24 protein-coding genes and 1 riboswitch are annotated in these 22,804 nt (G+C 62.5%); of the genes, 15 read left to right on the top strand and 9 right to left on the bottom strand.

The window, feature by feature from the left end; all coding sequences use genetic code 11:
* Positions 1 to 11: 11 nt before the first annotated feature.
* From BUA69_RS20260 to BUA69_RS20245, 4 genes are all read left to right on the top strand, one after another.
* Positions 12 to 629 (top strand): riboflavin synthase, encoded by a 618-nt coding sequence (locus tag BUA69_RS20260; protein ID WP_046135623.1) that lies wholly within the window; start codon positions 12 to 14, stop codon positions 627 to 629.
* A gap of 12 nt (positions 630 to 641) precedes the next feature.
* Positions 642 to 1,115 carry a 6,7-dimethyl-8-ribityllumazine synthase gene (locus BUA69_RS20255; protein WP_046135622.1) on the top strand — a complete coding sequence of 158 codons (474 nt, stop codon included), beginning with the start codon at positions 642 to 644 and terminating at the stop codon, positions 1,113 to 1,115.
* Positions 1,115 to 1,609 (top strand): transcription antitermination factor NusB, encoded by a 495-nt coding sequence (gene nusB, locus BUA69_RS20250; protein ID WP_046135621.1) that lies wholly within the window; start codon positions 1,115 to 1,117, stop codon positions 1,607 to 1,609. Before BUA69_RS20255 ends, nusB begins: the two co-directional genes overlap by 1 nt.
* 89 nt (positions 1,610 to 1,698) lie before the next feature.
* On the top strand, positions 1,699 to 2,910 hold the full coding sequence (locus BUA69_RS20245; RefSeq protein WP_160300132.1) for an MFS transporter: 1,212 nt from the start codon (positions 1,699 to 1,701) through the stop codon (positions 2,908 to 2,910).
* Here BUA69_RS20245 and BUA69_RS20240 read toward each other — a convergent pair.
* A complete protein-coding gene (locus tag BUA69_RS20240) occupies positions 2,907 to 3,323 on the bottom strand; it encodes a putative immunity protein (protein WP_244468769.1) in 417 nt (138 codons plus the stop codon). The two genes, BUA69_RS20245 and BUA69_RS20240, sit on opposite strands and share 4 nt — an antisense overlap.
* Positions 3,324 to 3,391: 68 nt before the next feature.
* Positions 3,392 to 3,841 (bottom strand): outer membrane protein assembly factor BamE, encoded by a 450-nt coding sequence (locus BUA69_RS20235; protein ID WP_046135619.1) that lies wholly within the window; start codon positions 3,839 to 3,841, stop codon positions 3,392 to 3,394.
* A gap of 169 nt (positions 3,842 to 4,010) precedes the next feature.
* Here BUA69_RS20235 and BUA69_RS20230 point away from each other — a divergent pair, with 169 nt between their 5' ends.
* The 10 genes from BUA69_RS20230 (at position 4,011) to iolG (ending at position 12,653) form a co-directional block, all read left to right on the top strand.
* Positions 4,011 to 4,538, top strand: coding sequence for a ubiquinol-cytochrome C chaperone family protein (locus BUA69_RS20230; RefSeq protein ID WP_046135618.1), 528 nt, complete (start codon positions 4,011 to 4,013; stop codon positions 4,536 to 4,538).
* A complete protein-coding gene (locus BUA69_RS20225; RefSeq protein ID WP_052950588.1) occupies positions 4,535 to 5,089 on the top strand; it encodes a YceD family protein in 555 nt (184 codons plus the stop codon). The genes BUA69_RS20230 and BUA69_RS20225 overlap by 4 nt, the downstream gene beginning before the upstream one ends.
* A gap of 142 nt (positions 5,090 to 5,231) precedes the next feature.
* A complete protein-coding gene (gene plsX / locus BUA69_RS20220) occupies positions 5,232 to 6,302 on the top strand; it encodes a phosphate acyltransferase PlsX (RefSeq protein WP_046135617.1) in 1,071 nt (356 codons plus the stop codon).
* 29 nt (positions 6,303 to 6,331) lie between these two features.
* The gene (locus BUA69_RS20215) at positions 6,332 to 7,291 is read left to right on the top strand and encodes a beta-ketoacyl-ACP synthase III (protein ID WP_046135637.1); all 960 of its coding nucleotides are present in this window, start codon (positions 6,332 to 6,334) and stop codon (positions 7,289 to 7,291) included.
* A gap of 244 nt (positions 7,292 to 7,535) precedes the next feature.
* A complete protein-coding gene (locus BUA69_RS20210; protein ID WP_046135616.1) occupies positions 7,536 to 7,847 on the top strand; it encodes an integration host factor subunit alpha in 312 nt (103 codons plus the stop codon).
* A gap of 22 nt (positions 7,848 to 7,869) precedes the next feature.
* Positions 7,870 to 8,325 carry a MerR family transcriptional regulator gene (locus BUA69_RS20205; protein ID WP_046135636.1) on the top strand — a complete coding sequence of 152 codons (456 nt, stop codon included), beginning with the start codon at positions 7,870 to 7,872 and terminating at the stop codon, positions 8,323 to 8,325.
* A gap of 318 nt (positions 8,326 to 8,643) precedes the next feature.
* Positions 8,644 to 9,585 (top strand): sugar ABC transporter substrate-binding protein, encoded by a 942-nt coding sequence (locus BUA69_RS20200; RefSeq protein WP_046135615.1) that lies wholly within the window; start codon positions 8,644 to 8,646, stop codon positions 9,583 to 9,585.
* A gap of 100 nt (positions 9,586 to 9,685) precedes the next feature.
* A complete protein-coding gene (locus tag BUA69_RS20195) occupies positions 9,686 to 10,813 on the top strand; it encodes an ABC transporter permease (RefSeq protein ID WP_046135614.1) in 1,128 nt (375 codons plus the stop codon).
* 1 nt (position 10,814) lies between these two features.
* Positions 10,815 to 11,594, top strand: a complete 780-nt coding sequence (locus BUA69_RS20190) for an ATP-binding cassette domain-containing protein (protein WP_046135613.1) — start codon at positions 10,815 to 10,817, stop codon at positions 11,592 to 11,594.
* A gap of 21 nt (positions 11,595 to 11,615) precedes the next feature.
* Positions 11,616 to 12,653, top strand: coding sequence for an inositol 2-dehydrogenase (iolG, locus tag BUA69_RS20185; RefSeq protein WP_046135612.1), 1,038 nt, complete (start codon positions 11,616 to 11,618; stop codon positions 12,651 to 12,653).
* Positions 12,654 to 12,909: 256 nt separating this feature from the next.
* Here the strand turns inward: iolG and iolB are convergent, their stop codons facing one another.
* The 6 genes from iolB to BUA69_RS20155 all read right to left on the bottom strand — a co-directional run bounded on the left by iolB (position 12,910) and on the right by BUA69_RS20155 (position 20,065).
* On the bottom strand, positions 12,910 to 13,713 hold the full coding sequence (gene iolB, locus BUA69_RS20180; RefSeq protein WP_046135611.1) for a 5-deoxy-glucuronate isomerase: 804 nt from the start codon (positions 13,711 to 13,713) through the stop codon (positions 12,910 to 12,912).
* Entirely contained in the window at positions 13,670 to 13,903 is a 234-nt protein-coding gene (locus BUA69_RS20175; RefSeq protein WP_072866659.1) for a hypothetical protein, read from the bottom strand. Before BUA69_RS20175 ends, iolB begins: the two co-directional genes overlap by 44 nt.
* 76 nt (positions 13,904 to 13,979) lie before the next feature.
* Positions 13,980 to 14,897, bottom strand: coding sequence for a myo-inosose-2 dehydratase (gene iolE / locus BUA69_RS20170; protein ID WP_046135609.1), 918 nt, complete (start codon positions 14,895 to 14,897; stop codon positions 13,980 to 13,982).
* Positions 14,898 to 15,050: 153 nt separating this feature from the next.
* Complete coding sequence (gene iolD, locus BUA69_RS20165) at positions 15,051 to 16,913, bottom strand: 3D-(3,5/4)-trihydroxycyclohexane-1,2-dione acylhydrolase (decyclizing) (protein ID WP_046135608.1); 1,863 nt, start codon at positions 16,911 to 16,913, stop codon at positions 15,051 to 15,053.
* 174 nt (positions 16,914 to 17,087) lie between these two features.
* Entirely contained in the window at positions 17,088 to 19,025 is a 1,938-nt protein-coding gene (locus BUA69_RS20160; protein WP_046135607.1) for a bifunctional 5-dehydro-2-deoxygluconokinase/5-dehydro-2-deoxyphosphogluconate aldolase, read from the bottom strand.
* A gap of 188 nt (positions 19,026 to 19,213) precedes the next feature.
* Positions 19,214 to 20,065, bottom strand: coding sequence for a MurR/RpiR family transcriptional regulator (locus BUA69_RS20155; protein ID WP_046135606.1), 852 nt, complete (start codon positions 20,063 to 20,065; stop codon positions 19,214 to 19,216).
* 132 nt (positions 20,066 to 20,197) lie between these two features.
* On the opposite strand from BUA69_RS20155, the gene BUA69_RS20150 reads away from it, so the two are divergent.
* Positions 20,198 to 21,313, top strand: coding sequence for a Gfo/Idh/MocA family protein (locus tag BUA69_RS20150; RefSeq protein WP_046135605.1), 1,116 nt, complete (start codon positions 20,198 to 20,200; stop codon positions 21,311 to 21,313).
* 45 nt (positions 21,314 to 21,358) lie between these two features.
* Here the strand turns inward: BUA69_RS20150 and BUA69_RS20145 are convergent, their stop codons facing one another.
* Positions 21,359 to 22,279 (bottom strand): DMT family transporter, encoded by a 921-nt coding sequence (locus BUA69_RS20145; RefSeq protein ID WP_046135604.1) that lies wholly within the window; start codon positions 22,277 to 22,279, stop codon positions 21,359 to 21,361.
* Between the two features lie 99 nt (positions 22,280 to 22,378).
* Positions 22,379 to 22,527, bottom strand: a riboswitch (FMN riboswitch).
* Between the last annotated feature and the right edge of the window lie 277 nt (positions 22,528 to 22,804).

The following is a 22,804-nucleotide window of genomic DNA, read 5'->3' as shown; positions in this document are numbered from 1 at the left end:
ACGAGGATCGCATGTTCACCGGCATAGTCACCGATATTGGCCGTCTCCTGAAGGTCGAGGACCGCAATGACGGCCGTCTGCTGCGCATCGGCACCGCTTACGAGCCCGCAGGGATCGACATGGGCGCCTCGATCACCAATGACGGTATCTGCCTGACGGTCACCGACAAGGGCACTGATGACGATCAGCACTGGTTCGAAGTCTTCGCCGGCCTCGAAACTCTCGCCGTCACCGAAGTTGGCAAATGGCAGCCCGGTCGCCGCATCAATTTGGAGCGCTCGCTCAAGATCGGCGACGAATTGGGCGGCCATATCGTCTCCGGCCATATCGATGGAATGGCCGAGATTGTCGGCAAGGAAGTCACCGGCGAGCAGATAGCCCTGACCTTTGCCGTGACCGACGCCCTTGCGCCTTTCATTGCCAAAAAGGGCAGTGTGGCGCTCAATGGCACCTCGCTGACCGTCAATAATGTCGAAGGCAACCGCTTCTCAGTCCATTTGATCCCCTATACGGTTGAAGTTACCTCGTGGGGCGATTATGGGGTTGGCGACACCGTTAATATCGAGGTTGACCCCATGGCGCGCTACGCCGCGCGCCTGTTTGAAACCCTCGGCGACTTCCGCAAATAAGGACTGCTCCCAATGGCCTCCCACGGCGCCAATTTTCCTATCGAGCCCGGCTCTGCCGATGGCCAGCATTTCCTGATTGTCGAGGCCCGCTACTACACAGAGATCGCCGACGAGTTGCTCAAGGGCGCCTCGCAGGCGCTCACCGCTTCGGGCGCGACCTTTGACGTGGTGACGGTGCCCGGCGCGCTGGAAATCCCCGCTGCCATCGCCATGGCGATCGAGGCCGGCGACTACGATGGCTTTGTCGCCCTTGGTTGCGTCATCCGCGGCCAGACCACCCATTACGAGATCGTCTCCAATGAAAGCGCCCGCGCGCTGATGGAACTCTCGGTCGTCGATGCACTGCCGCTCGGCAATGGCATCCTCACCGTTGAAAATGAAGGTCAGGCATGGGCTCGCGCCCTGGTCGAAGACCAGGACAAGGGCGGTGGAGCTGCCCGTGCTGCTCTTGCCATGGCCGCCCTCAAAGCCAGATTGAACGCATAATGGCCGACGCACCCAAACGCGACCCGCAGATCGAGCGCCCCGCCAACCAGCGCGGCGCTGCCCGCCTTGCCGCCGTGCAGGCGCTCTACCAGATGGATGTTGGCCGTGCCACGCTGGAGGACACGCTGTCCCAGTTCGGCGCCTTCCACCTCGGCCGCGAGATCGAAGGCGAGCAATATCTGCCCGCCGATGCCGATTTCTTCCGCCAGATCGTTTCTGGCGTTGCCAAGCATCAGCTCGCGATAGACCCCGCCGTCGACCGCGCTCTGGCCGATGGCTGGCCGGTTGAACGCGTCGATGCGACCCTGCGTGCGATCCTGCGCGCTGCCGCCTTCGAGCTGCTCCGCCGCAAGGACATTCCGCCCCGCGTCGTCATCACTGAATATGTCGATGTCGCCAAGGCCTTCTACGAAGACGACGCCACCGGCATTGTGAACGGCGTTCTCGATGCGATCGCCCGCGAGGCCGGCTCGGACATGACCGAGACCAAATAGGAGCCGGGCTGGTCATATTGGGCTGGTCTTTCCCCCAGGGGAGGGCGCCATATGGCCTTGCCTGATTCTAGCTCTGTCCCGAGATGTCCATGAGCGCCGCTGCCTCCCGAAGCCAATCCGTCCGCAATATCGGGCTGCTCTCCGCCGTCCAGGCGCTGGGCGGGTCGAACTCCTCCATCGTCATGACGGTGGCAGCGCTGGCCGCTGTCAGCTTCGCGCCGGATCCAGCCATGGCGACCCTGCCGGTCACCACTTCGATTCTCGGGCTGGCCCTGGCTACCCAGATCGCGACCAGGCTGATCTACCGCCTCGGCCGCACCCGCGGTCTTATGCTCGGCGCGGCCTTGGCGATCCCCGCTGCCCTGCTGGCGGCTCTGGGCATCATCCTCGCCAATTTCATCATCTTCGCGCTGGGCACCTTCCTCATCGGAGCAACCGGCGCCTTCGTGCAGCAGATCCGCTTTGCTGCTGCCGATAGCGTCGCGCCCGATCTCAAGAGCCGCGCCATTTCCTGGGTGCTGTTCGGTGGCGTCGCGGCCGGCTTTTTCGGTCCGCAACTGAGCTCCATCACCCGCAATTGGATTCCAGGCTCCGAATACGCTGCCAGCTTCCTGGTCATCGTCGTGCTGGCGCTGTTGTCCATCGCGGTGCTGTCCCAGACGCGCCTTGCGCCGACCGTCGTCGCCAACGGCACCACCGGCACTGGGCGGCCCCTGCGCGTCTTGCTGCGCCAGCCCGAAATCGTCCTGCCGATGATCGGGGCCTCCGTCACCTACGCCTTGATGACCCTGCTCATGGTTGCTGCGCCTCTGGCCATGGTCCGCTTCTGCGGTCACTCCCCCGAGGAGGCCAGCGGCGCCATCCAGTGGCATGTGGTGGCCATGTTTGCCCCCAGCTTCGTCACCGGCGCCATCATCCGCCGCATCGGTGCCCATCTCGTGACGGCGATAGGCCTCGTGCTGATCATCATCTGCGCCGTAATAGCGCTCAACGGCATCAGCGTCGGTCACTTCACGCTGACGCTGATCCTTCTTGGCCTCGGCTGGAATTTCGGCTTCATCGGCTCGACCTCCATGCTGACCGCTGCCTATCGCCCCGAAGAAGCCGGCCGCGTGCAGGCCGTCAACGAGCAGGTTGTCTTCGGCTCCAGCGCCATCGCCTCCATCGGCTCGGGCCTGTTGCTGCAGTTTATCGGCTGGCAGGCGATCAATACGCTGGCCATTCCTGTCGCCGCCATCGCCATCGGCCTGCTCGCCTGGGGCGATTTGCGGCGCCGTGGAGCGCCGGGAATGGCTGCTTAGTCCTCTGGGTAGAGAATAGCCCGCAACGCGTCTGGTAGCTGCTCATCCTGCCAGGCGCGCTCTGCGTCCGGATCGATACCGCCAGCTTCGGCCGCATCCACCGCATAATTGGCCGCATGCAAGGCATGCGATGCCACATGCGTGGCGGCTGCGGCATGGCCTGCCGCCCGGGCTGCGGCTCGAGCGGCGGGATTGATCGCGTCGCGCGCCGCCTCATGGGCCGAAAACGTCGTCTTGCGGGCCAGCGCCAGTGGCAGTTCGCCCCTGGCCCAGGCGCGTGTCGCGACGACTGCGTCGCGCGCCCGCACATCGCCTGGGCGCTTGCCTTCAAACTGCGCCAGCACATGCTCGGCGCAATCGGCCGCCCACAATGCCAGCAGCCTGTGCTCGTCCTTGCCCAGTTTCATCGCCATGCCAAGTCTCCTTCGCCAATAAAAAAGCCCCGGTCTCCCGGGGCTTCCGTGTCGTGATCGTCGTTTGCTTAGAACGACTGCAAAATTTGTTCGATGAAGGTGCGGTCTTCGCCAAACGACGGCGTGCGGCGCGTTTCGATCGCGACGGCCTTGCCGTCCTTGAGCGTGTAGACGGCCTTGTCGACCACCTTCTTGTTCTTGTCGAAATAAACCGCCAGCACGGTGCGCGACTCGATCATGTTGGCGCCAAACGAGGTCTGGTTCACCTTGGTCTCGACATAATAGAATGCAGATTGGTCGCCGAAGGTGTTGGTGGTCATGGGTGAGCCCAGAACGATCTTCACCAGTTCCTGGCTCTGACCCGGGCGAATCTGCTGCAGGGCCGTTGCGGGAATTTCATAACCCTGGGTGCGTTTCGTCACCAATGCGGTGCTGCTGGAGCAGCCTGCCAACACGATGGCGAGCATGGCGGCGGCAGCGAACGGCGCAAATCGCCTGGTTGCGATACTCAAAGGCATGAATTTGACTTTCCCGATGGCTCTCGACTATAGGCGTGGCGACAAGGCGGTGGTTCGACTTTCGGCCGCCGGAATGTGTAGCTGCCAACAGGCCCCCATGGCAAGTTGGCATTGGCCCAGTTCCCTGTCTTGCATTTGTGATGACCGATCAAGACGCTGAGCGCAATCCATGATCCTGTCCCTGTTCCGCAAGAACACTGCTACCGAACCGGTTTATGCCGTCTATAGCGCTATTGTGGCGCAATCCCGGCAACCGCGCTTCTACGCCGAGTGGTCCGTGCCTGACACGGTCACCGGACGCTTCGATATGATCAGCCTGCATCTGGCCCTGCTGTTCCGTCGGCTGCGCTCTGAAAAGCCTGAGGTGAAGGATTTCAGTCAGGCTGTTTTCGATCTGTTTTTCAAGGACATGGATCGTTCTCTCCGCGAAATGGGTACTGGCGACCTCGGCGTCCCCAAGAAAATCCAGAAGATGGGCAATATCTTCTTCGGACTGCTGGCCAGCCTTAACGAGGCGATGGACCGCAATGACGTCGAGGGCGTTGAAGCCGTGCTGTCGCGTAATGTATTTGATGGCGCCACCGGTCCCCATGTCCGGGCACTGTCGGACTATCTTCTCGCCGAGGACGCGGTGCTCGCTGCCCAGTCCGCCGAAGCTATAATCGGCGGCACAATCAATTTCGAGGCCGCCGCATGACTGAAGCCAATGCACCGATTCTCGACGCAGTCATCCGTATTGACCGTCTGCCCACCACCGGCCGCGACGTTGAGGTGAAGCCCGATGCGGCCGCCTTGCTCGCCATGGCCGAGATTCTCAAGATCAGCGCCGTCGAGCGCTTCCATGCCACGCTGACGGCCGTGCCGTTGCGGGGTGGTATTCGTGTGCAGGGGAATCTGACTGCGCGCATTGTCCAGCCTTCGGTCGTAACCTTTGAGCCGGTGCCGCAGGATATCGACGAGCCGGTGGATCGCGTCTTCCTGCCGGGTGGTGACAAGCCGCGCAATCCGGCTCCAGGTGCCGAGATTTTCGTCGACCTCGATGACGACGATTTCCCCGATCATATCGACGGGCCCGAGGTTGATCTCAGCGCCCTCCTGCTTGAAACACTGGCGCTGGCCATCGATCCCTATCCGCGTTTGCCCGGCGAAAGCCTGGCGACGCTTGGCATTGATGGTCCCGAGGAGGAAGAGGGGCCCTTCGCCCGTCTCAAGACCCTGAAGACGCCGTCCGACAAGGACGGTCAATGATTTTGGACCCGGCAGTGACACGGCTCTCCTCGGTGCGGACTGGCGGTGGGGCACAGCGCCTGCTGCCCGCCGGGGCTTGCGTCGACTCTGCTATGGGATATGGTGCGACAAGCCCCGTTTGTGGGCCGGAATACGGGCGGAAATGACCGAAACGATTACAATTTCAGTGGATGCCATGGGCGGCGACAACGCCCCCCGCGCGGTAATCCACGGTGCCGCCTTGGCGCTGCGCGAGCGCAAGAATACTCGCTTCATCTTCCATGGTCGTCAGGAGCAGATTGCTCCGCTGCTTGAAGAATTTCCCGATCTCAAAGGCGCCTGCGAAGTGCGCCATTGCGAGATGGTTATCGCTTCCGATGAAAAGCCCAGCCAGGCCCTGCGCAAGGGCAAGGGCACGTCCTCGATGTGGATGTCCATTCAGGCCGTCAAGGACGGCGAGGCCGATGTCGCCATTTCCGGCGGCAATACCGGCGCGCTGATGGCCATGGCCACCTTCTGCCTGCGTCCGATGGAGGGCATTTCCCGGCCGGGGATCGCTGCGATCTGGCCGACCCTGCGCACCGATATCATCGTGCTCGACATGGGCGCCACCATTGGTGCCGATGCCCGCCAACTGGTCGACTACGCCATTCTCGGCTCCGCCCTGGCGCGGGCCCTGTTCGATCAGTCCTCGCCGACTGTCGGGCTGCTTAATGTGGGCACCGAGGAGGTCAAGGGCCTCGAATCGATCAAGGAAGCCGGCAAGATTCTCAGCGCTGCCAGCGGTTCGGGCTTCACCTATCACGGCTTCGTCGAAGGCGATGATCTGGGCAAGGGCACCGTCGACGTCATTGTCACCGAAGGCTTTGTCGGCAATGTCGCGCTCAAGACCGCTGAAGGCACCGCCCGACAGGTCGCGTCCTATCTGCGCAGCGCGCTCAAGGCCAATCTGATGAGCCGCATCGGCGCGCTGTTCGCCTCTTCGGCGCTCAATGCCCTGCGCCGCAAGATGGATCCGCGCACCGTCAATGGCGGCGTGTTCCTGGGTCTCAATGGCATCGTCATCAAGTCCCACGGCGGCACCGACGAGATCGGCTACAAAAGCGCCCTGGGCCTGTCCTATGAAATGGCGCGGAGCCGGCTGATCGACAAGATCGGCGAAGGCATGCAGCGCTTTCCCGTCGCTGCGGTGACGGCTCCCGACTCTTCCGAACCTGAGGCAAAACCGGCGTGACCAATACTGGCGTAACCAAGCCGCGGACCATGATCCGCGGGGTCGGCAGCTATCTTCCGGAAAAAGTTCTGACCAATGCAGAACTGGCCAAGCTGGTCGATACTTCCGACGAGTGGATTCAGCAGCGCGTTGGTATCAAGGAACGCCATATCGCGGCCGAGGGTGAATTCACTTCTGACCTGGCTGTCGCCGCGGCACGCAAGGCCATGGCCGCGGCCGGCGTTACCGCCGATGATATCGACCTGATCATCGTGGCCACCACCACCCCCGATTACACCTTCCCGTCCGCCGCCACGCTGGTTCAGATGAAGCTGGGCATGCATCACGGCATGGCCTTCGACCTGCAGGCCGTCTGCTCCGGCTTTGTCTACGCCGTCGCCACTGCCGACAGCTATCTCAAGAACGGCCTCGCCAAGCGTGCGCTGGTCATCGGCGCCGAGACGTTCTCGCGTCTGCTTGACTGGACTGATCGTGGCACCTGCGTCTTGTTCGGCGATGGTGCCGGCGCCGTGGTGATGGACATGGCCAATGACGAGGAGCTCGCCGCCGGGCGTGGCCTGTTGTCCTCGGCCCTGCGTTCCGATGGCCACCATTGGGAGAAGCTCTATGTCGATGGTGGCCCCTCCACCACCGGCAAGACCGGATTTGTCCGCATGCAGGGCGCCGAAGTGTTCCGCCATGCCGTGGGCAAGATCACCGATGTGGTCTATTCCGCACTTGAGCAGGCAAATTACACCGTGGCCGATCTTGACTGGTTCGTGCCCCACCAGGCCAATAAGCGCATCATCGATGGGGCAGGGGCCAAGCTGGGCCTGCCACCCGAAAAGGTGGTGACCACCGTTGACCTGCACGCCAATACCTCCGCTGCCTCGGTTCCGCTGGCACTCAGCGTCGCTGTGGCCGATGGCCGGATCAAGCCGGGCGATCTGGTGATGATCGAAGCCATGGGCGGCGGCTTCACCTGGGGCGCATCCCTCATTCGCTGGTAACAGCTGCTCCAGACCTGATTGACCTGTGGTGTTTCAAGGCGTTAGTGTCCATCCGGGTGGAGGAACCCGCACATTGAACGCGAGTGCAAACCTCTTGCACTCGCCACGGATGGGCTGACACGGGGCGAACGAATCCGGGGTCTGGATGAGTTGCGGGAGGCGCTCGACTGGATCAATTGGTTGGGAACGGGAACTAAACCCGCCTGACTCGGATTCTAGCTGTTTCGACAACACGGGGGTGCGAATGACGCAGAAAACGGTGACGCGCGCTGATCTGGCTGAGGCAGTCTATGGGACTGTCGGGCTATCGCGAACCGAATCGGCCGAGCTGGTCGAGAGAGTGCTGGAACTCATCGGGGACGCGCTGATAGCGGGCAGCAACGTCAAGCTGTCGTCCTTCGGGTCCTTCCAAGTTCGCTCCAAGAACGAGCGAATTGGCCGGAATCCCAAGACAGGTGAGGAGGTTCCGATCCTGCCGCGACAGGTTCTTGTGTTCAAACCCAGCAACGTGTTGAAATCCAAGATCAACAAATCTATGGTTCGTACTGGAAAATAAGGTCTTATTTCCTGGGGACATGGTGGAAAAATCACCTGACGCCTTCCGGACCATCTCTGAAGCCGCTGAAGAACTGGACTTGCCTCAGCACGTCCTGCGCTTTTGGGAGACTCGGTTCTCCACCATAAAGCCGTTGAAACGCGGTGGTGGACGGCGATATTACCGGCCTGAAGATGTGCTGCTGCTGCGCGGCATCCGTCACCTGCTCTATGATCAGGGCTTCACCATCAAGGGTGTGCAGCGCATCCTCAAGGATCAGGGCAGCCGCTATGTGATCGCCGTCGGCGAGGGCAAGCCGGTCGATGAAATCCTACCGATGATCGAAACGGCACAGGCCGCCGGCGATGAGGCCGAGGTCGAGGAAGCCGTGCTGACCGCCAGCGCCAGTCTCGACCAGTCATCGCGCGACAAGCTATCCGATGTCCTGCGCGAACTGCTTGAATGCAAACGCATCCTCGAGCGTGCCCGCGAGACCTGAGGTCTCGCTATCTAACCATCCTGCAGTCTCAAGCTGACCCGGCGCGCGCATGCACGCCGGGTCACTGCGTTTGTCGCCACAATCTGGTTTTGGAATGAACATTCCGCATTGACAGCAATGCAGAACCTGTATTTCATTTGAGTGGTCATTGCCCAGCTTTGAAGGGGCGAGGAGCCGTGTGCATTCACATTGGCCCTCTCCATTGCTTGGACAAAATCCGGCGTTTGCGCGCCGAAAGACGAAAGATCCCGTGACAGGGAACATCCGGGAACGACAGCAAGGTGCCCCCGGACACCAGCTCTGTGGAGGAGAAACAAGATGAAGAAGATCGCACTGGCCTGCCTGATGGCCACGGCCGTGGTAGCGTCTGCCGTTATGCCCGCAGCCGCCGAGGGAGAGCGCTTTGTTCTGGTGAGCCACGCTCCCGATTCCGATAGCTGGTGGAACACCATCAAGAACGCCATCACGCTCGCTGGCGAGCAGATGGGCGTAACCGTCGAGTACCGTAACCCGGCAACCGGTGACCTTGCCGACATGGCGCGCATCATCGAGCAGGCGGCCGCCTCCTCGCCCGATGGCATTATCTCGACCATCGCCGATTTCGATGCCCTCAAGGGCCCGCTGGAAGACGCCGTGGCGCGTGGCATTCCTGTCATCACCATCAATTCGGGTACCATTGAACAATCCAAGGAAATCGGCGCGCTGCTCCATGTCGGGCAGCCTGAATATGACGCAGGTTTTGGGGCCGGGGAGAAAGCCAAGGCCGCAGGGGTGACGAGCTTTGTCTGCGTCAACCACTACATCACCAATCCGGCCTCGGTTGAGCGCTGCCAGGGCTTTGCCGACGGCATCGGCGTCGAACTGGGCAGTCAGATGATCGACTCCGGCATGGACCCGAGCGAAGTGCAGTCCAAGGTTGCCGCCTATCTCCAGACCAATCCCGATACCAATGGCATTCTGACCCTTGGGCCCAATTCGGCGCATCCGACCATCGCCGCACTGGACCAGACCGGCAAGGCCGGCACGATCTTCTTTGCCACCTTCGACCTGTCGCCCGAAATTTCGGCTGCCATCAAGGCCGGCACGGTCAACTTTGCCATCGACCAGCAGCCCTTCCTGCAGGGCTACCTGCCGGTGGTGATCCTGACCAATCTGGCGCGCTATGGCGTGGTGCCCGGCAACTCGATCAATTCGGGTCCTGGCTTCATCACCAAGGACAATATCAGCCTGGTTGAGCAGTTCGCCGGCGAATATCGCTAACAGCCAGGGGCCGGCCCGGCTTAGCCCAGGGCCGGCCTTTCCAGCGTGAGCGCCCCCACCCTGCGGGGGTCCATGAGGCACGCCCAGAGAGTATCCAGCGATGACCCAGCCGAGCGCCCAACCGCCCGCCGCGATTGACGAACGTATCGCGCAACGATCCAAACTCCGAACCATGCTGATGCGGCCCGAACTTGGGGCGATGGCCGGCACCATCCTGGTCTTTTGCTATTTCGCCGTGGTCGCCGGTTCGACCGGTATGTTCGCGCCCGATGGCATCATGAACTGGGGCGTGGTTTCGGCCCAGTTCGCCATCATCGCCGTAGGCGCATGCCTGTTGATGATCTCGGGCGAATTCGACCTTTCCGTCGGTTCGATGATTGGCTTTGCTGGCATCGTCATCGCCGTGCTCAGCGTGCATCTTGGCTGGCCGATGTGGGCGGCCATCATCACCGCCTTCATTGTCGCCATGCTGATTGGCGCGGCCAATGGCTATCTGGTCATCAAGACGGGACTGCCCTCGTTCATCGTCACGCTTGCCTCGCTCTATATCCTGCGCGGCCTGACCATCTACGTTTCGATCTCCACCACCCGCCAAACCATCATCGGCGGCGTGCGCGAAGCCGCACAGGGGGACTGGCTGGCGCCGCTCTTCGGCGGCAAGGTGCTGGGCATCTTCTTCTACTGGCTCGCCGATATGGGCTGGATCGCCACCTTCAAGGCCGGCAATCGCGCCGGTCAGCCCGTGGTCGATGGTATTCCGATGCTCATGGTCTGGGCGCTGGCGCTGATCATTTTCGCCCATGTGCTGCTGACAAAGACCCGCTTCGGCAACTGGATCTTTGCCTCGGGCGGCGATGCCCAGGCGGCGCGCTATGTCGGTGTTCCGGTTAACCGGGTCAAAATCCTGATGTTCGTGTTCTCGGCCTTCTGCGCCACCGTCTTCGCCACCGCACAGGTCATGGAATTCGGCTCCGCTGCTGCCGATCGCGGCCTGCTCAAGGAGTTCGAGGCCATTATCGCCGTAGTCATCGGGGGTGCCCTGCTGACCGGTGGCTATGGCTCGGTGATCGGGGCGGCGTTGGGCGCGCTGATCTTCGGGGTCGTGCAGCAGGGGCTGTTTTTCGCCGGGGTTGAAAGCTCGTTGTTCCGGGTATTCCTTGGAGTGATCCTGTTGCTGGCGGTCATCCTCAACACCTATATCCGCCGCCTGATTACCGGGGAGCGTTGAGATGACCGAACCCCTTATCGAACTTATCGACATCACCAAGAGCTTCGGCCCGGTCATCGCGCTCAATGGCGTCTCACTCTCGGTCATGCCGGGCGAGTGCCACTGCCTGCTCGGCGACAATGGTGCAGGCAAATCCACCTTCATCAAGACCATGGCCGGGGTGCATAAGCCCAGCTCCGGGCAGATCCGGGTCAACGGCCAGGCCGTCACCTTCGCCAATCCGCGCGAAGCGATGAGCGCCGGCATCGCCACGGTCTATCAGGACCTGGCGATGATCCCGCTGATGTCGGTCACCCGCAATTTCTGGATGGGCCGCGAGCCGCGCAAGCGCTGGGGACCGTTCCAGTTCTTCGACAATGAAATGGCGACCCGCGTCACCATGGAAGAAATGCGCCGCATGGGCATCAGCCTGCGCGAGCCTAACCAGGCCGTCGGCACGCTATCGGGTGGCGAGCGCCAGACGGTCGCCATCGCCCGCGCAGTGTATTTCGGGGCCAAGGTCCTCATCCTCGATGAACCCACTTCGGCGCTTGGTGTGCGCCAGACTGCCAATGTGCTTGCCACGATAGACCGGGTGCGCAAGGCTGGCATTGGCATCGTATTCATCACGCATAATGTGCGGCACGCCATGGCTGTCGGAGATCGCTTCACGGTGTTGAACCGAGGCAAGACCCTGGGGACGGCCAAGCGGGGCGAAATCACCCCTGAGGCCCTGCAGGACATGATGGCCGGTGGCGCCGAAATGGCCGAACTCAGCGACTCGCTGGGCGGCACGATCTGATTTTTGAATGGAGACTATCGAATGACTGTTCGTTTCGGCCTGCTCGGTGCTGGCCGCATCGGCAAGGTGCACGCCAAGGCCGTGTCTTCCAACCCCGCCGCTAGGCTCGTCGCGGTTGCCGACGCCTTTGAGAAGGCTGCAACCGACCTCGCCACGGCCTATGGCTGCGAAGTGCGCAGCATCGAGCAGATCCTGGCCTCGGCCGATATCGACGCGGTGGTCATCTGCACCCCCACCGATACCCATGCCGACCTGATCGAGCAGTTCTCCAAGGCCGGCAAGGCGATCTTCTGCGAGAAGCCGATCGATCTCGATGTCGAGCGCGTCAAGTCCTGCCTCAAGGTGGTGGACGGGTCCGGTGGCACGCTGATGGTCGGCTTCAATCGCCGCTTTGATCCCCATTTCATGGCGGTCAAGGCCGTGATCGACAAGGGCGAGATCGGCGCCGTCGAAATGGTGCAGATCACCTCGCGCGATCCCGGTGCCCCGCCGGTGGACTATATCAAGCGCTCGGGCGGCATCTTCCGCGATATGACCATCCACGATTTCGACATGGCCCGGTTCCTGCTCGGCGAAGAGATCGACACCGTGAGCGCCTATGCGTCCAACCTGGTCGACAAGGCGATTGGCGAAGCTGGCGACTTTGACAGCGTCAGCGTCATCCTCACCACCGCATCGGGAAAGCATGCCACCATCTCCAATTCGCGTCGCGCCACCTATGGCTATGACCAGCGTATCGAAGTCCATGGCTCCAAGGGCGCCGTCTCGGCCGAGAACCAGCGCCCGGTCTCCATCGAAGTCGCCAACGCCTCCGGCTATACCCGCCCGCCGCTGCACGACTTTTTCATGACCCGCTACACCGAGGCTTATGCGAGGGAAATCAGCACCTTCATCGACGCAGTTGAATCAAAGTCTCCGGCCTCGCCCAGCGGCTTGGACGGGCTGATTGCCCTGGCCTTGGCCGAAGCGGCGCTGAAATCCGCCACCGAAAACCGGGTGGTCAAAGTCAGCGAAATCACCGGCGCCCTGGCCGACAAGACCGTGTTCCAGGGGCGGTAGGCTCACACCTCGGGCTCGCCCGAGGGCCTCTTGCTCAGACACCGCTCTCCGTTCCACCGTCATTGCCCGGCTTGTCCGGGCAATCCATTCTCCACCGTTCGAAAGGTGGACCACCCGGACAAGCCGGGTGGTGACGACGGGGGAGGGATGATGCTCAATGTAATCATCCCAAAAGCCAAAAACCGCCGAAAAGAACAAAGGCCGCCATTCCGGCGGCCTTTTTGATTCATCGTAGCCCAATCGCACCCAGCGGGGATTATTTCAGCAGCCACTCATGCTCGGGCGCATTGTGGAACTTCCAGGTCCGCTTCGGGCCGGCCATGACGTTGAGGTAATAGAGGTCATACCCCGCCGTCGTCGCCACCGGATGATAGCCCTTGGGCACCAGCGTCACGTCGCCGTCCTCGATCACCAGCGCCTCATCGAGGCTGCGATCATCGGTATAGACCCGCTGCATGGCAAAGCCCTGCGGTGGGTTGAGCCGATGGTAATAGGTTTCCTCGAGGAAGCTCTCGTGGGGCAGGTTGTCGGTGTCGTGCTTGTGCGGCGGATAGGACGAGGTATTGCCGCCCGGCGTGATCACCTCGACCACCAGCAGCGAATGGGCCGGGTCGGTCTCGGGCAGGATATTGGTGACATGGCGCACATTGGCGCCCTTGCCGCGGGTAATCAGCGCATGCGTGCCGGGCGGGATAACGCGGGCCGGGTACTTGCCGCGCTGCCCTGGGGCCGCACACACAGCCAGGTCCAGGGCCGTCGTCGCCTCGGCCGACCAGATGCTGCCCGCCGGTACGTATACGGCATAGGGCTGGCCCTCAAACGGGCTCATGCGTTCTCCGAGTTCGCCCAGATCGACGCCATCAACCGAGATCCGCGCCTTGCCGCTGACCAGCACCAGGCACAGCTCGTCGCTTTCCGCACTGCCGCCTGCAGATGCGCCGGCGTCCAGCTTGTGCAACGCGAAGCCCACATAGGTCCAGCGCGCGCTATCGGGCGTCACCTCATGGACGAGGCCGTTATTGCCCTTCGGTCGGACCCTGAGGTTTGGTGTCGTTGCCATCGGTCGGCTGCTCCTTGGGAAACGCATAGAAGAAATTGTAGATCGCATAGGCCAGCCCCGCGCCGACCAGAACGCCCCAGAATGGCTCCTGATTCCAGATCCATTCCCAGGCGCACCAGACCGCGAGGAAGCTCGTGACGGCGACGCGCCGCCACAACGGCCTGAACCAGCTGACGTCACTTTCTTTCAAACCAAACCGCCTTCTTCTGTGAACCCTTGGGTTCATATGGGAGAGCCATTGGTCTAGCACAGCGCGCCGCAAAAGCTCACCCCTTGGGGAAGCCCTGGGTTTCGACAGTGTAGCCGGCCGCCGTCATCACCCGCATCAGCTCCTTGTAGCCGACCTGGGCCATCTTGAGCGGCGGATTCTTGCGCGGATCCTGCTCGGCCTCGACCACGAACCAGCCCTCATAGCCATAGTCTGCGAACTTCTGCACGATGGCGCCAAAGTCCAGCGAGCCATCGCCTGGCACGGTGAAGGCGCCCAGCGCTACTGCATCGAGGAACGACTGCTTGCTGCGGTCCAGCCCGTTGATCACCTCCATCCGCACATCCTTCACATGCACATGGGTGATGCGCTTGTGATGGTTGTCGATGGCGCGCAACACGTCGCCACCGGCAAAGGCCAGGTGCCCGGCATCGAACAGCAGCGGAATGCCGGCGCCCGAATACTGCATGAATGCGTCGAGCTCCGGCTCGGTCTCGACCACGGCCGCCATGTGGTGATGATAGGCCAGTGGCATGCCCTGATCGGCGCACCATTCGCCAAATTCGGTGACCTTGCGCGCATAGGCCTTCATCTCGTCGTCCGAGAGCTTCGGCTTCTGCGCCAGCGGAATTTCGCGCTTGCCCTGCATCGAGCGCCCGACTTCGCCATAGACGATGCAGGGGGCGTCGACGGCCTTGAACAGGTCGATCATCGGCTGGATGCGCGCCTTGTTGACGGCGAGGTCTTCATCGACCAGCGTGCCGGAGAACCAGCCACCACACAGCGTTACGTCGGCCGCCTTCAGGATGGGCAGCATGACCTCGGGATCGTCCGGGAAGCGGCGGCCCTTTTCCATGCCGGTAAAGCCGGCCGAGCGCGACTGGCGCAGGCATTCCTCCAGCGATACGTCATCGCTGAGCTCGACCAGATCATCGTTCCACCACGCAATGGGGGACATGCCGAGTTTGGCTTTCATCTTTTCTCCTGCGCCTCGCGCTCGTACCCCCTCCTAGCCTCCCCCTGATCAGGGGGAGGGACAGATTGGGGCTTTCGTAAATCTTGCAACACAAACCGCGCCATCCCTCCCCCTATCAGGGGGAGGCTAGGAGGGGGTATTCCGGTCCCGGGTCTACCCCGCCCGCTGCGCCTTGAGTGCCGTCACATAGGCCTCACGCGCCGCATTGACCTGGGGGCGGTCGCTGACTTCGGGCACTGCCACATCCCACCAATGCCCACCCTCGTCGGTGGTGATCAGTGGATCGGTATCGATGACGATGACCGAGGTGCGGTCGTCTGCCTCTGCTGCCTTCAGTGCGGCTTCGAGCTCGCCAATGGAGCCGACCTTGCGGGCAATGGCGCCCATCGAGCCGGCATGGGCGACAAAATCGATTCCAGGCAGAGTGACATGGTTCGTGTCCTTCAACAGATTGTTGAAGTTGGCGCCGCCCGTGGCCATTTGCAGCCGGTTGATGCAGCCATAGCCGGCATTGTCCAGCACGACGATGGTCAGCTTGGCGCCGAGCATGATCGAGGAGGCAATCTCCGAGTTCAGCATCATGTAGCTGCCATCGCCGACCATGACGATCACGTCGGCATCGGGGCGGGCCAGTTTGACGCCAAGGCCGCCGGCGATCTCATAGCCCATGGTCGAGAAGCCATATTCCATATGGTAGCTGCCCGGCGCGCCCTGCTGCCAGAGCTTGTGCAACTCGCCCGGCAGGCCGCCAGCGGCACAGACCAGAATGCTGTCGCTGCCACGAGCGCGCTGAACCGCGCCGATGACCTGTGCATCGGACGGCAGCGCCGAATTGGTCGTCGCGGTGGCCCGGTCAGCGGCTTTCAGCCACTCGATCTTGCCGGCACCCGCTTTGGCGGTCCAGGCCGGATCGGCTTCCCAACCGGTCAGCGCCTGATCGAGCGCCCGTAGGCCCACCCGCGCATCGCCAACCAGTGGCAGTGCCCGATGCTTGGTGGCATCGAAGGGCTGCACATTGAGGCCGATGATCTTAAGATTGTCGTTCTTGAACAGCGCCCAGCTGCCGGTGGTGAAATCCTGCAGGCGCGTGCCCACGGCCAGCACCAGGTCGGATTCTTCCGCCAGCGCGTTGGAGGCCGAGGTACCCGTAACGCCAACCGAACCCATGTTCAGCGAATGGTCGTGGGGCAAGGAGCTCTTGCCAGCCTGGGTTTCCAGCACCGGAACACCGTGCTGCTCGGCAAAGGCCGCAAGGGCGTCGCTAGCCCCAGAATAGAGCACGCCGCCACCGGCGATGATCACCGGCTTCTTGGCCTGCAACAGTGCGGTCGCGGCATCGGCGAATTCGTCGGCGTCGGGCATCTGGCGGCGAATGTGCCAGACCTTTTCCTCAAAGAAGCTCTCAGGATAATCATAGGCCTCCGCCTGCACGTCCTGGCAGAGCGACAGCGTCACCGGGCCGCAATCGGCCGGATCGGTCAGCACCGCCATGGCGCGGCGCAGCGCCGGGATGATCTGCTCGGGGCGGGTGATGCGGTCGAAATAGCGGCTGACCGGCTTGAAGCAGTCATTGACCGTTGCCGTGCCGTCGCCAAAGTCTTCCATCTGCTGCAGCACCGGATCGGGCAGGCGATTGGCGAACACGTCGCCCGGCAGCAGCAGCACCGGCAGCCGGTTCACATGGGCGAGGGCTGCGGCGGTGACCATGTTGAGCGCGCCGGGCCCGATCGAGGTGGTGCAGGCCATGAAGCGGCGGCGGAAGCTGGCCTTGGCGAAGGCAATGGCGGCATTGGCCATGCCCTGTTCGTTCTGCGCCCGATAGGTGGGCAGCGTGTCCTTGACGCCATAGAGCGCCTCGCCGACACCGGCCACATTGCCATGCCCGAAAATGGCGAAGACGCCGCCGAAAATCGGCACCGTCTCGTCATCGATCACCGTCATCTGCGCCGTCATGAACCGCGCCGCGGCCTGGGCCATCGTCAATCGAATAGTCTTCTGGCTCGTCATTTGGCTCATCGGGCCTTGTTCCTCGTCGTCTCGGGCTATGCGCCTTCGTATGTTTTATCACGGTGTCATTCCGGCGGGCCGGAATCCATGCTGTGCAAGACCCGCATTCTGGATGGTGCGGCTGGTCTTCAACATGGATCCCGGCCTTCGCCGGGATGACATGGTGCGTGTTGAGAGTAAGCGCTAGGCCGCCTTGCTCTCTCCCAGCCGTTCCCAGACTTCGACCAGCGCGCCGAAGCGGGCGGCCATGTCGGCGACGGCTTCCTCGTCGGTCATCGTGCCGCCCAGCCAGTTGCGGGCGGCATCGGCAAAGATGGTGCGGCCGACGGCGAAGCCCTTGACCGTCCGCGAACTGCGGGCGGCGGCAAAGCCGGCTTCCAGCACGTCATGGGGCGCTTCGAGGCCGAGCAGCACGACACCGCGACAGAACGGGTCGCGGGTTTCGATCACGTCGTCGATTGCCGCCCAGGCGGCGCGGCTGGCTTGCGGCTCCAGCTTCCACCAGTCCGGCTTGAGACCGGCATCGTAGATTTCGGTGATGGCGCGGGCGAAGGTGTCGTCGCCGATCTTGCCATGCTTGCTGGCGATGATTTCGATCAGCAATTCCCGGCCGACCTTGCGGGCGGCTTCATAGGCGGAGCGCAGCTTTTCGATCTGAACCTGTTTGAGTTCGGGCGCGTCGTCCGGGTGATAGAAGCACAGCACCTTGATGCAGTGATCCACCGGCCAGTCGATCAGGCGCGAGCCGAGATCCTGCGAGAATTCGAACTGCAGGGGACGCGAGCCGGGGTGCTCGATTGGCTTGCCGATCCAGAAATTCTTCTGCCCACCCGCAGCATAGAGCGCGTCGCGGCCATATTTGTCATCGAGCAGCATGCCGAAGCCCGGCCTGCCATCGGCGACCTTGATTGCGGCCTTGACCGCCAGCGCCTTGAACGCCGGGATGCGGGCCAGGAGCTTGGGATCGTGGCCAGCGATTTCTTCCAGCTGGATGCGGTGGTCGATGGCCAGCGCCTTGAGGCTGGGGATGTCGCGGCGGCGGGTGGTCGACCAGTGGATGTGGTTGATCGCCTGATCCTTGCGCAGCGCCCGCTCCGGGCTGCCATGCTCGAGGAAATATTGCAGCTCGACCCAGGTCGGGATTTCGGGCGCGCAGAGCAGGCGGGAGACCGCGAAGGCGCCGCAGGCATTGGCCCAGGTGGCGGAGGTTGCATGCGGCTCGCCCTTGAGCCAGCCACGCAGGAACCCGCTCATGAACGCATCGCCGGCGCCCAGCACGTTATAGACCTCGATGGGGAAGCCCTTGCCGATAATGCCGGCTTCCAGATCGTCGGAGATGGCACCGTCATAGACGATGCAGCCCATGGGCCCGCGCTTCAGGACGATAGTGCCGGAGGACAGGGACCGGATCGTCTTGAGCGCGGAGAGCAGGTCGGACTGGCCCGAGGCGATGAGCACCTCTTCCTCAGTGCCGACAATGAGATCGCAATCGGCCAGAACGGTCTGCATCTTGGCCGAGACCACTTCAGACGCGATATAGCGATTGTCGCCGGCATCATGGCCGGCCAGGCCCCAGAGATTGGGGCGGTAGTCGATATCCAGCACGACCCGGGCGCCATTCGCCTTGGCGATGCGCATGGCCTTGCGCTGGGCTGCCTCGGTGTGGGGCTTGGAGAAATGCGTACCCGTCACCAGAACCGAACGGGACGAGGCGATGAAGGCCTCGTCGATATCGGCCTCGTTGAGGGCGTTGTCGGCGCAATTGTCCCGATAGAACAGCAGCGGGAAGGAATGCTCGTTCTCGACCGAGAGAATGGCCAGCGCGGTGAGACGTTCCGGATCGGTGACGATACCCCTGGTTTCAACGCCTTCGCGGACCAGCTGCTCGGTGATGAAGCGGCCCATCTGCTCATTGCCGACACGGGTGATGAGCGCCGATTTCAGGCCCAGTCGGGCGGTGCCGACGGCAATATTGGTGGGGCACCCGCCGACCGATTTGGCAAAGCTGCCGACGTCTTCGAGCCGCGTGCCGATCTGCTGACCATAGAGGTCAACCGAGGCGCGGCCGATGGTGATGACGTCGAGTGGCCTCGTCCCGCCGTTTGGGTGCGCGTCGCTCACTCCGATAGTCCTCCGATGTGCCAATGTTGGCAGCAATCAATCCAGCATGCTGGCTTTTTGGCTGCCTGATTATGAAACATGGGTTCCGACAATTCGTCAATATGGAATGTTCGTTCTAAAGTGGGCTTGGCGCATTCCACGGCGACAGATAACACTCTGTTTGTCGAATGTGACTCGGCGCGATGGGCTCAGCGGGGCTGATCGCGGCGGCGCTTTTCGGCGATGCTGACGGTCAAGGCCATGGCAAATGCCATGCTGGCCGAAAGAGAACGGAAGCCGGCATGATCTGCCTCCACCACCTCGAACCATTCGCGCGAGCACTCCGCCAGCGGGGAGAATGCCGAATCGGTCAACGAGACGACCGGGATGCCTCGGGCGGCAAGTCCACGGGCCTGTGCGGCGCTTTCCGACGCGTAGGGCGAAAAGCTGATGGCGAAGGCCGCATCGCGCGACGTCGCCATGGCGAGCATGTCATCGTCGATACCGGCGGCCGTGCCGACCAGCTGGCACTTCACCTTCAGCTTGCCAAAGGCATAGGCCATATAGCTGCTGATCGGATAGGAGCGGCGCTTGGCGATCAGGTAGATCGTATCGGCGGCGGCCAGCAACTCGACCGTCCGCTCGAAGGCGGCGGGATCGACGGCGGCGGCAATCGAGTCGATCGAGCGATGCGCCGCGGCGACGAAGCCATTGAAAATCGTGGTGCTTTCGGCCAGTGCCGGGCCGTCCTGCTCCAGCGTGCGCAGGCGCTCTTCATAGCTGGAGGTGCGTTCGCGCAGGCGGGCCCGGAACAGCAATTGCAGCCCGGAAAAGCCTTCAAAGCCGAAATGCTGGGCAAAGCGCACCAGGGTCGAGGGCTGCACATTGGCCGAGACGGCGATGCTTGCTGCGGTGCCGAAAGCGATCTCGTCGGGGTGGTCCAACGCATAGGCGGCCACCTGGGTCAGCCGCTTGGGAAGCTCCGCCTTGCGCTCGATAATGGCCGCGCGCAGGGCATCGAAGTCCTGCGGGGGCTGAAGTTTTTCGGCGGCATCGGACATGGATTTGCTGACCTGTTGAGCGTCTCTGCCGCCCATAATCCCCAATCGCCCCGATCAATCAAGTGCCGTTAGAAAGCACATTCCGAACTGGGCCCAATTAGCATAACCATTTCAGAAACTTTGGAGGACGGAATGAACGCATCCCTCGGCATCGGCCTTATCGGCACCGGCTACATGGGCAAATGCCACGCCCTGGCGTGGAACGGGGTCAAGGCGGTGTTCGGCGATGGCGCCAAGCCGCGACTGGTCCACCTGGCCGAGGTCAATGCGGATATCGCCCGCACCAAGGCCGATGAATTCGGCTTTGCCAAGTCCACCGGCGACTGGCGGCAGCTGATCGCCGACCCGGAGGTCGATGTGGTTTCCGTCACCACGCCCAATGCCTTCCACGCGGAAATGGCGATTGCCGCGCTGGAAGCAGGCAAGCATGTGTGGTGCGAAAAGCCGATGGCGGTGGCGTTGGCCGATGCCGAGCGCATGGCGGCGGTGGCGCGGGCGTCCGGCAAGGTGGCGGTGTTGGGCTACAATTATATCCAGAACCCGCTGATCCGCCATATCGGGGCGCTGCTGGAGCAGGGGGCCATCGGCACCGTGAACCACGTGCGTTTTGAAATGGACGAGGACTTCATGGCCGACCCCGAAGCGCTGTTCTACTGGAAGAGCGAGGCGAGCTCTGGCTATGGCGCGCTCGATGATTTCGGCGTGCATCCGCTGAGCCTGATCCATAGCCTGTTCGGTCCGGTCAGTCGCGTCTTTGCCCATCTTTCCAAACCCTATGCTGATCGCCCGACAAAGGAAGGAAAGCGGCGCGCCGTCGAGACCTTCGATATCGCCAGCATACTCTTTGAAATCGGGGCGGGGATATCCGGGGTGATGGCGCTGGATCGCTCGGCCTGGGGGCGCAAGGGGCGCATTGCCGTACAGATCTTCGGCTCCCGGGGCACCATCGTCTACGATCAGGAGCGGATGAACGAGGTGCAGCTCTATACGGTCGGGGATCGGCCGACGGAGCAGGGGTTCCGCACCATCCTGACGGCGCCACATCATGCGCCCTATGACCGGTTCATTCCGGCGCCGGGACATGGGCTGGGGTTCAATGACCTCAAGATCATCGAATGCCACGAAATGCTCAACGCCATCGCCGGTAAGCCGGCCCGCGTGATTGGCTTCGATGAGGGGCTGGTGATCGAGCGGACTGTGCACGCCATGGCGCAATCGCACCACGAGGGGCGGTGGGTGTCGCTATAGTTCCGTGTGGTCGGGGCCGCTGGTGGCGGCCCCGAACGGGATCGGTCAGGCGGCGACGGGAACGCTGCGGCCGCTATCCTGGCGCATGATGAAGATCGAAGCGCCGACGATCAGCAGGGCGCCCGGCCAGAAATAGAAATCGGGCGCCTGGGCGAGGATCACCCAGCTGGCGATGACGTTGAGCGGCAGCTTGAGGTCATCGAAGGGCTGCAGATAGGTCGCATCGGCCACGGCATAGGCACGGGTCAGCAGATATTGCGCCACGGCCGTCAGCGCACCGATGACCAGCACCAGCCACAGCACCTCGCCGCCCGGCACGGCGAGGCCGGCGGGAAACAGGAACAGCGCATTGGCCGGCGTCATCAGCAGCATCATGTAGAGCGTGATCGATTCCGGCTTTTCGAAATTGGTCAGGTATTTGGTGATCAGCGATACAGCGCCCCAAAGGCCGGCAGCGACGATGGGCAGGAGGGCCGCCCAGGTAAAGGCGGAACTCCATGGCTGCAGGATGATCATGGCGCCGGCAAAGCCGGCCAGTGTCGCCAGAATCCGCGGCAGCTTGACGCTTTCGCCCAGGAACAGCCAGGCCCCGAGGATGATGAAGAATGGCGAGGTCATCACCAGCGCAATCACCTGCCAGAGGGGGACGCCATAGGCGAAGGCGAGGCCGAAGGCCTGCGCGCCAGCGGCAGCCAGCACGATACGGGCGAGGTGGGCGACCGGATGGCTGGTGCGCAGCGCCTTGGTGCCCATGTTCCAGACCAGTGGAATGCAGAGCACGAAGGCAATGAGATATTGCCAGAACACGGCGGAGGTGGAGGGGAAGCCCAGCTGATAGGTGGCAATGGGCATGGCCACGTTGACCCCGGCAAAGGCAATGCCGGCCCCGAGCATCAATGCGGCGCCCTGGACATTGGGGGAGAAGGTGGTGCGGGTAGGGGAGGCAATCTGGCTCAACGGTTTCATCCTTTCACGTAAGACCCAGCTACCTCAGGGTTACGGGAAGGAAAAAAGCATGAGACGCACACGCGATTGCTCGCGTTGGCGCCTGTCGGCCAGATTCAAACCCGTTCTCTCTCATCCGGACTATGACCGTCGGCTCCGGAGTTACACCGGATCTGCTGACCCCACGGACCTGAGTCCGAAGGCGCTCGCGGGCTTGGCGTTGCCGCCTTACCGCCGGTGGGGAGTTACACCCCGCCCTGAGAACGAATGCAGGAATTGCTCCCTGCGATTGGGAAGATAGGACAGGCCATTGGGCAGTGCAAGGAGACACATGGATGTAACTGGGTGTGGTTCGGTGAACGATCTGGCGCGGAGGAATGGACGTGCGGAAGCGCCGCCGGGTGCGGTTTTTCTCGTCGGCCCACCTCCAAACGGAAGTGCTGGGCATTTCGCCCCGCTTGCTGCGGGGATGGCGAGACCTTGGTCTCGATGCGGTAGTCGCAATGGAATGAAACCAGGGTCTCGCCATCGCGCCGGTATTTTTTG

Origin of the sequence: Devosia limi DSM 17137, from assembly GCF_900128975.1 — a bacterium.
Lineage (GTDB): Bacteria > Pseudomonadota > Alphaproteobacteria > Rhizobiales > Devosiaceae > Devosia > Devosia limi.
The sequence above is the reverse complement of the archived record's forward strand: the minus strand, read 5'-3'. Positions and strand labels throughout refer to the sequence as shown.

Coding starts and splice junctions, on each gene's coding strand:
- nusB (WP_046135621.1), top strand. CDS start 1,115: ATGGCCGACGCACCCAAACGCGACCCGCAGATCGAGCGCCCCGCCAAC.
- BUA69_RS20225 (WP_052950588.1), top strand. CDS start 4,535: ATGACTGAAGCCAATGCACCGATTCTCGACGCAGTCATCCGTATTGAC.
- BUA69_RS20150 (WP_046135605.1), top strand. CDS start 20,198: ATGAACGCATCCCTCGGCATCGGCCTTATCGGCACCGGCTACATGGGC.
- BUA69_RS20195 (WP_046135614.1), top strand. CDS start 9,686: ATGACCCAGCCGAGCGCCCAACCGCCCGCCGCGATTGACGAACGTATC.
- iolG (WP_046135612.1), top strand. CDS start 11,616: ATGACTGTTCGTTTCGGCCTGCTCGGTGCTGGCCGCATCGGCAAGGTG.
- BUA69_RS20255 (WP_046135622.1), top strand. CDS start 642: ATGGCCTCCCACGGCGCCAATTTTCCTATCGAGCCCGGCTCTGCCGAT.
- BUA69_RS20235 (WP_046135619.1), bottom strand. CDS start 3,841: ATGCCTTTGAGTATCGCAACCAGGCGATTTGCGCCGTTCGCTGCCGCC.
- BUA69_RS20200 (WP_046135615.1), top strand. CDS start 8,644: ATGAAGAAGATCGCACTGGCCTGCCTGATGGCCACGGCCGTGGTAGCG.
- BUA69_RS20230 (WP_046135618.1), top strand. CDS start 4,011: ATGATCCTGTCCCTGTTCCGCAAGAACACTGCTACCGAACCGGTTTAT.
- iolD (WP_046135608.1), bottom strand. CDS start 16,913: ATGAGCCAAATGACGAGCCAGAAGACTATTCGATTGACGATGGCCCAG.
- BUA69_RS20145 (WP_046135604.1), bottom strand. CDS start 22,279: ATGAAACCGTTGAGCCAGATTGCCTCCCCTACCCGCACCACCTTCTCC.
- BUA69_RS20245 (WP_160300132.1), top strand. CDS start 1,699: ATGAGCGCCGCTGCCTCCCGAAGCCAATCCGTCCGCAATATCGGGCTG.
- BUA69_RS20260 (WP_046135623.1), top strand. CDS start 12: ATGTTCACCGGCATAGTCACCGATATTGGCCGTCTCCTGAAGGTCGAG.
- BUA69_RS20210 (WP_046135616.1), top strand. CDS start 7,536: ATGACGCAGAAAACGGTGACGCGCGCTGATCTGGCTGAGGCAGTCTAT.
- iolB (WP_046135611.1), bottom strand. CDS start 13,713: ATGGCAACGACACCAAACCTCAGGGTCCGACCGAAGGGCAATAACGGC.
- BUA69_RS20155 (WP_046135606.1), bottom strand. CDS start 20,065: ATGTCCGATGCCGCCGAAAAACTTCAGCCCCCGCAGGACTTCGATGCC.
- iolE (WP_046135609.1), bottom strand. CDS start 14,897: ATGAAAGCCAAACTCGGCATGTCCCCCATTGCGTGGTGGAACGATGAT.
- BUA69_RS20240 (WP_244468769.1), bottom strand. CDS start 3,323: ATGGCGATGAAACTGGGCAAGGACGAGCACAGGCTGCTGGCATTGTGG.
- BUA69_RS20215 (WP_046135637.1), top strand. CDS start 6,332: ATGATCCGCGGGGTCGGCAGCTATCTTCCGGAAAAAGTTCTGACCAAT.
- BUA69_RS20190 (WP_046135613.1), top strand. CDS start 10,815: ATGACCGAACCCCTTATCGAACTTATCGACATCACCAAGAGCTTCGGC.
- plsX (WP_046135617.1), top strand. CDS start 5,232: ATGACCGAAACGATTACAATTTCAGTGGATGCCATGGGCGGCGACAAC.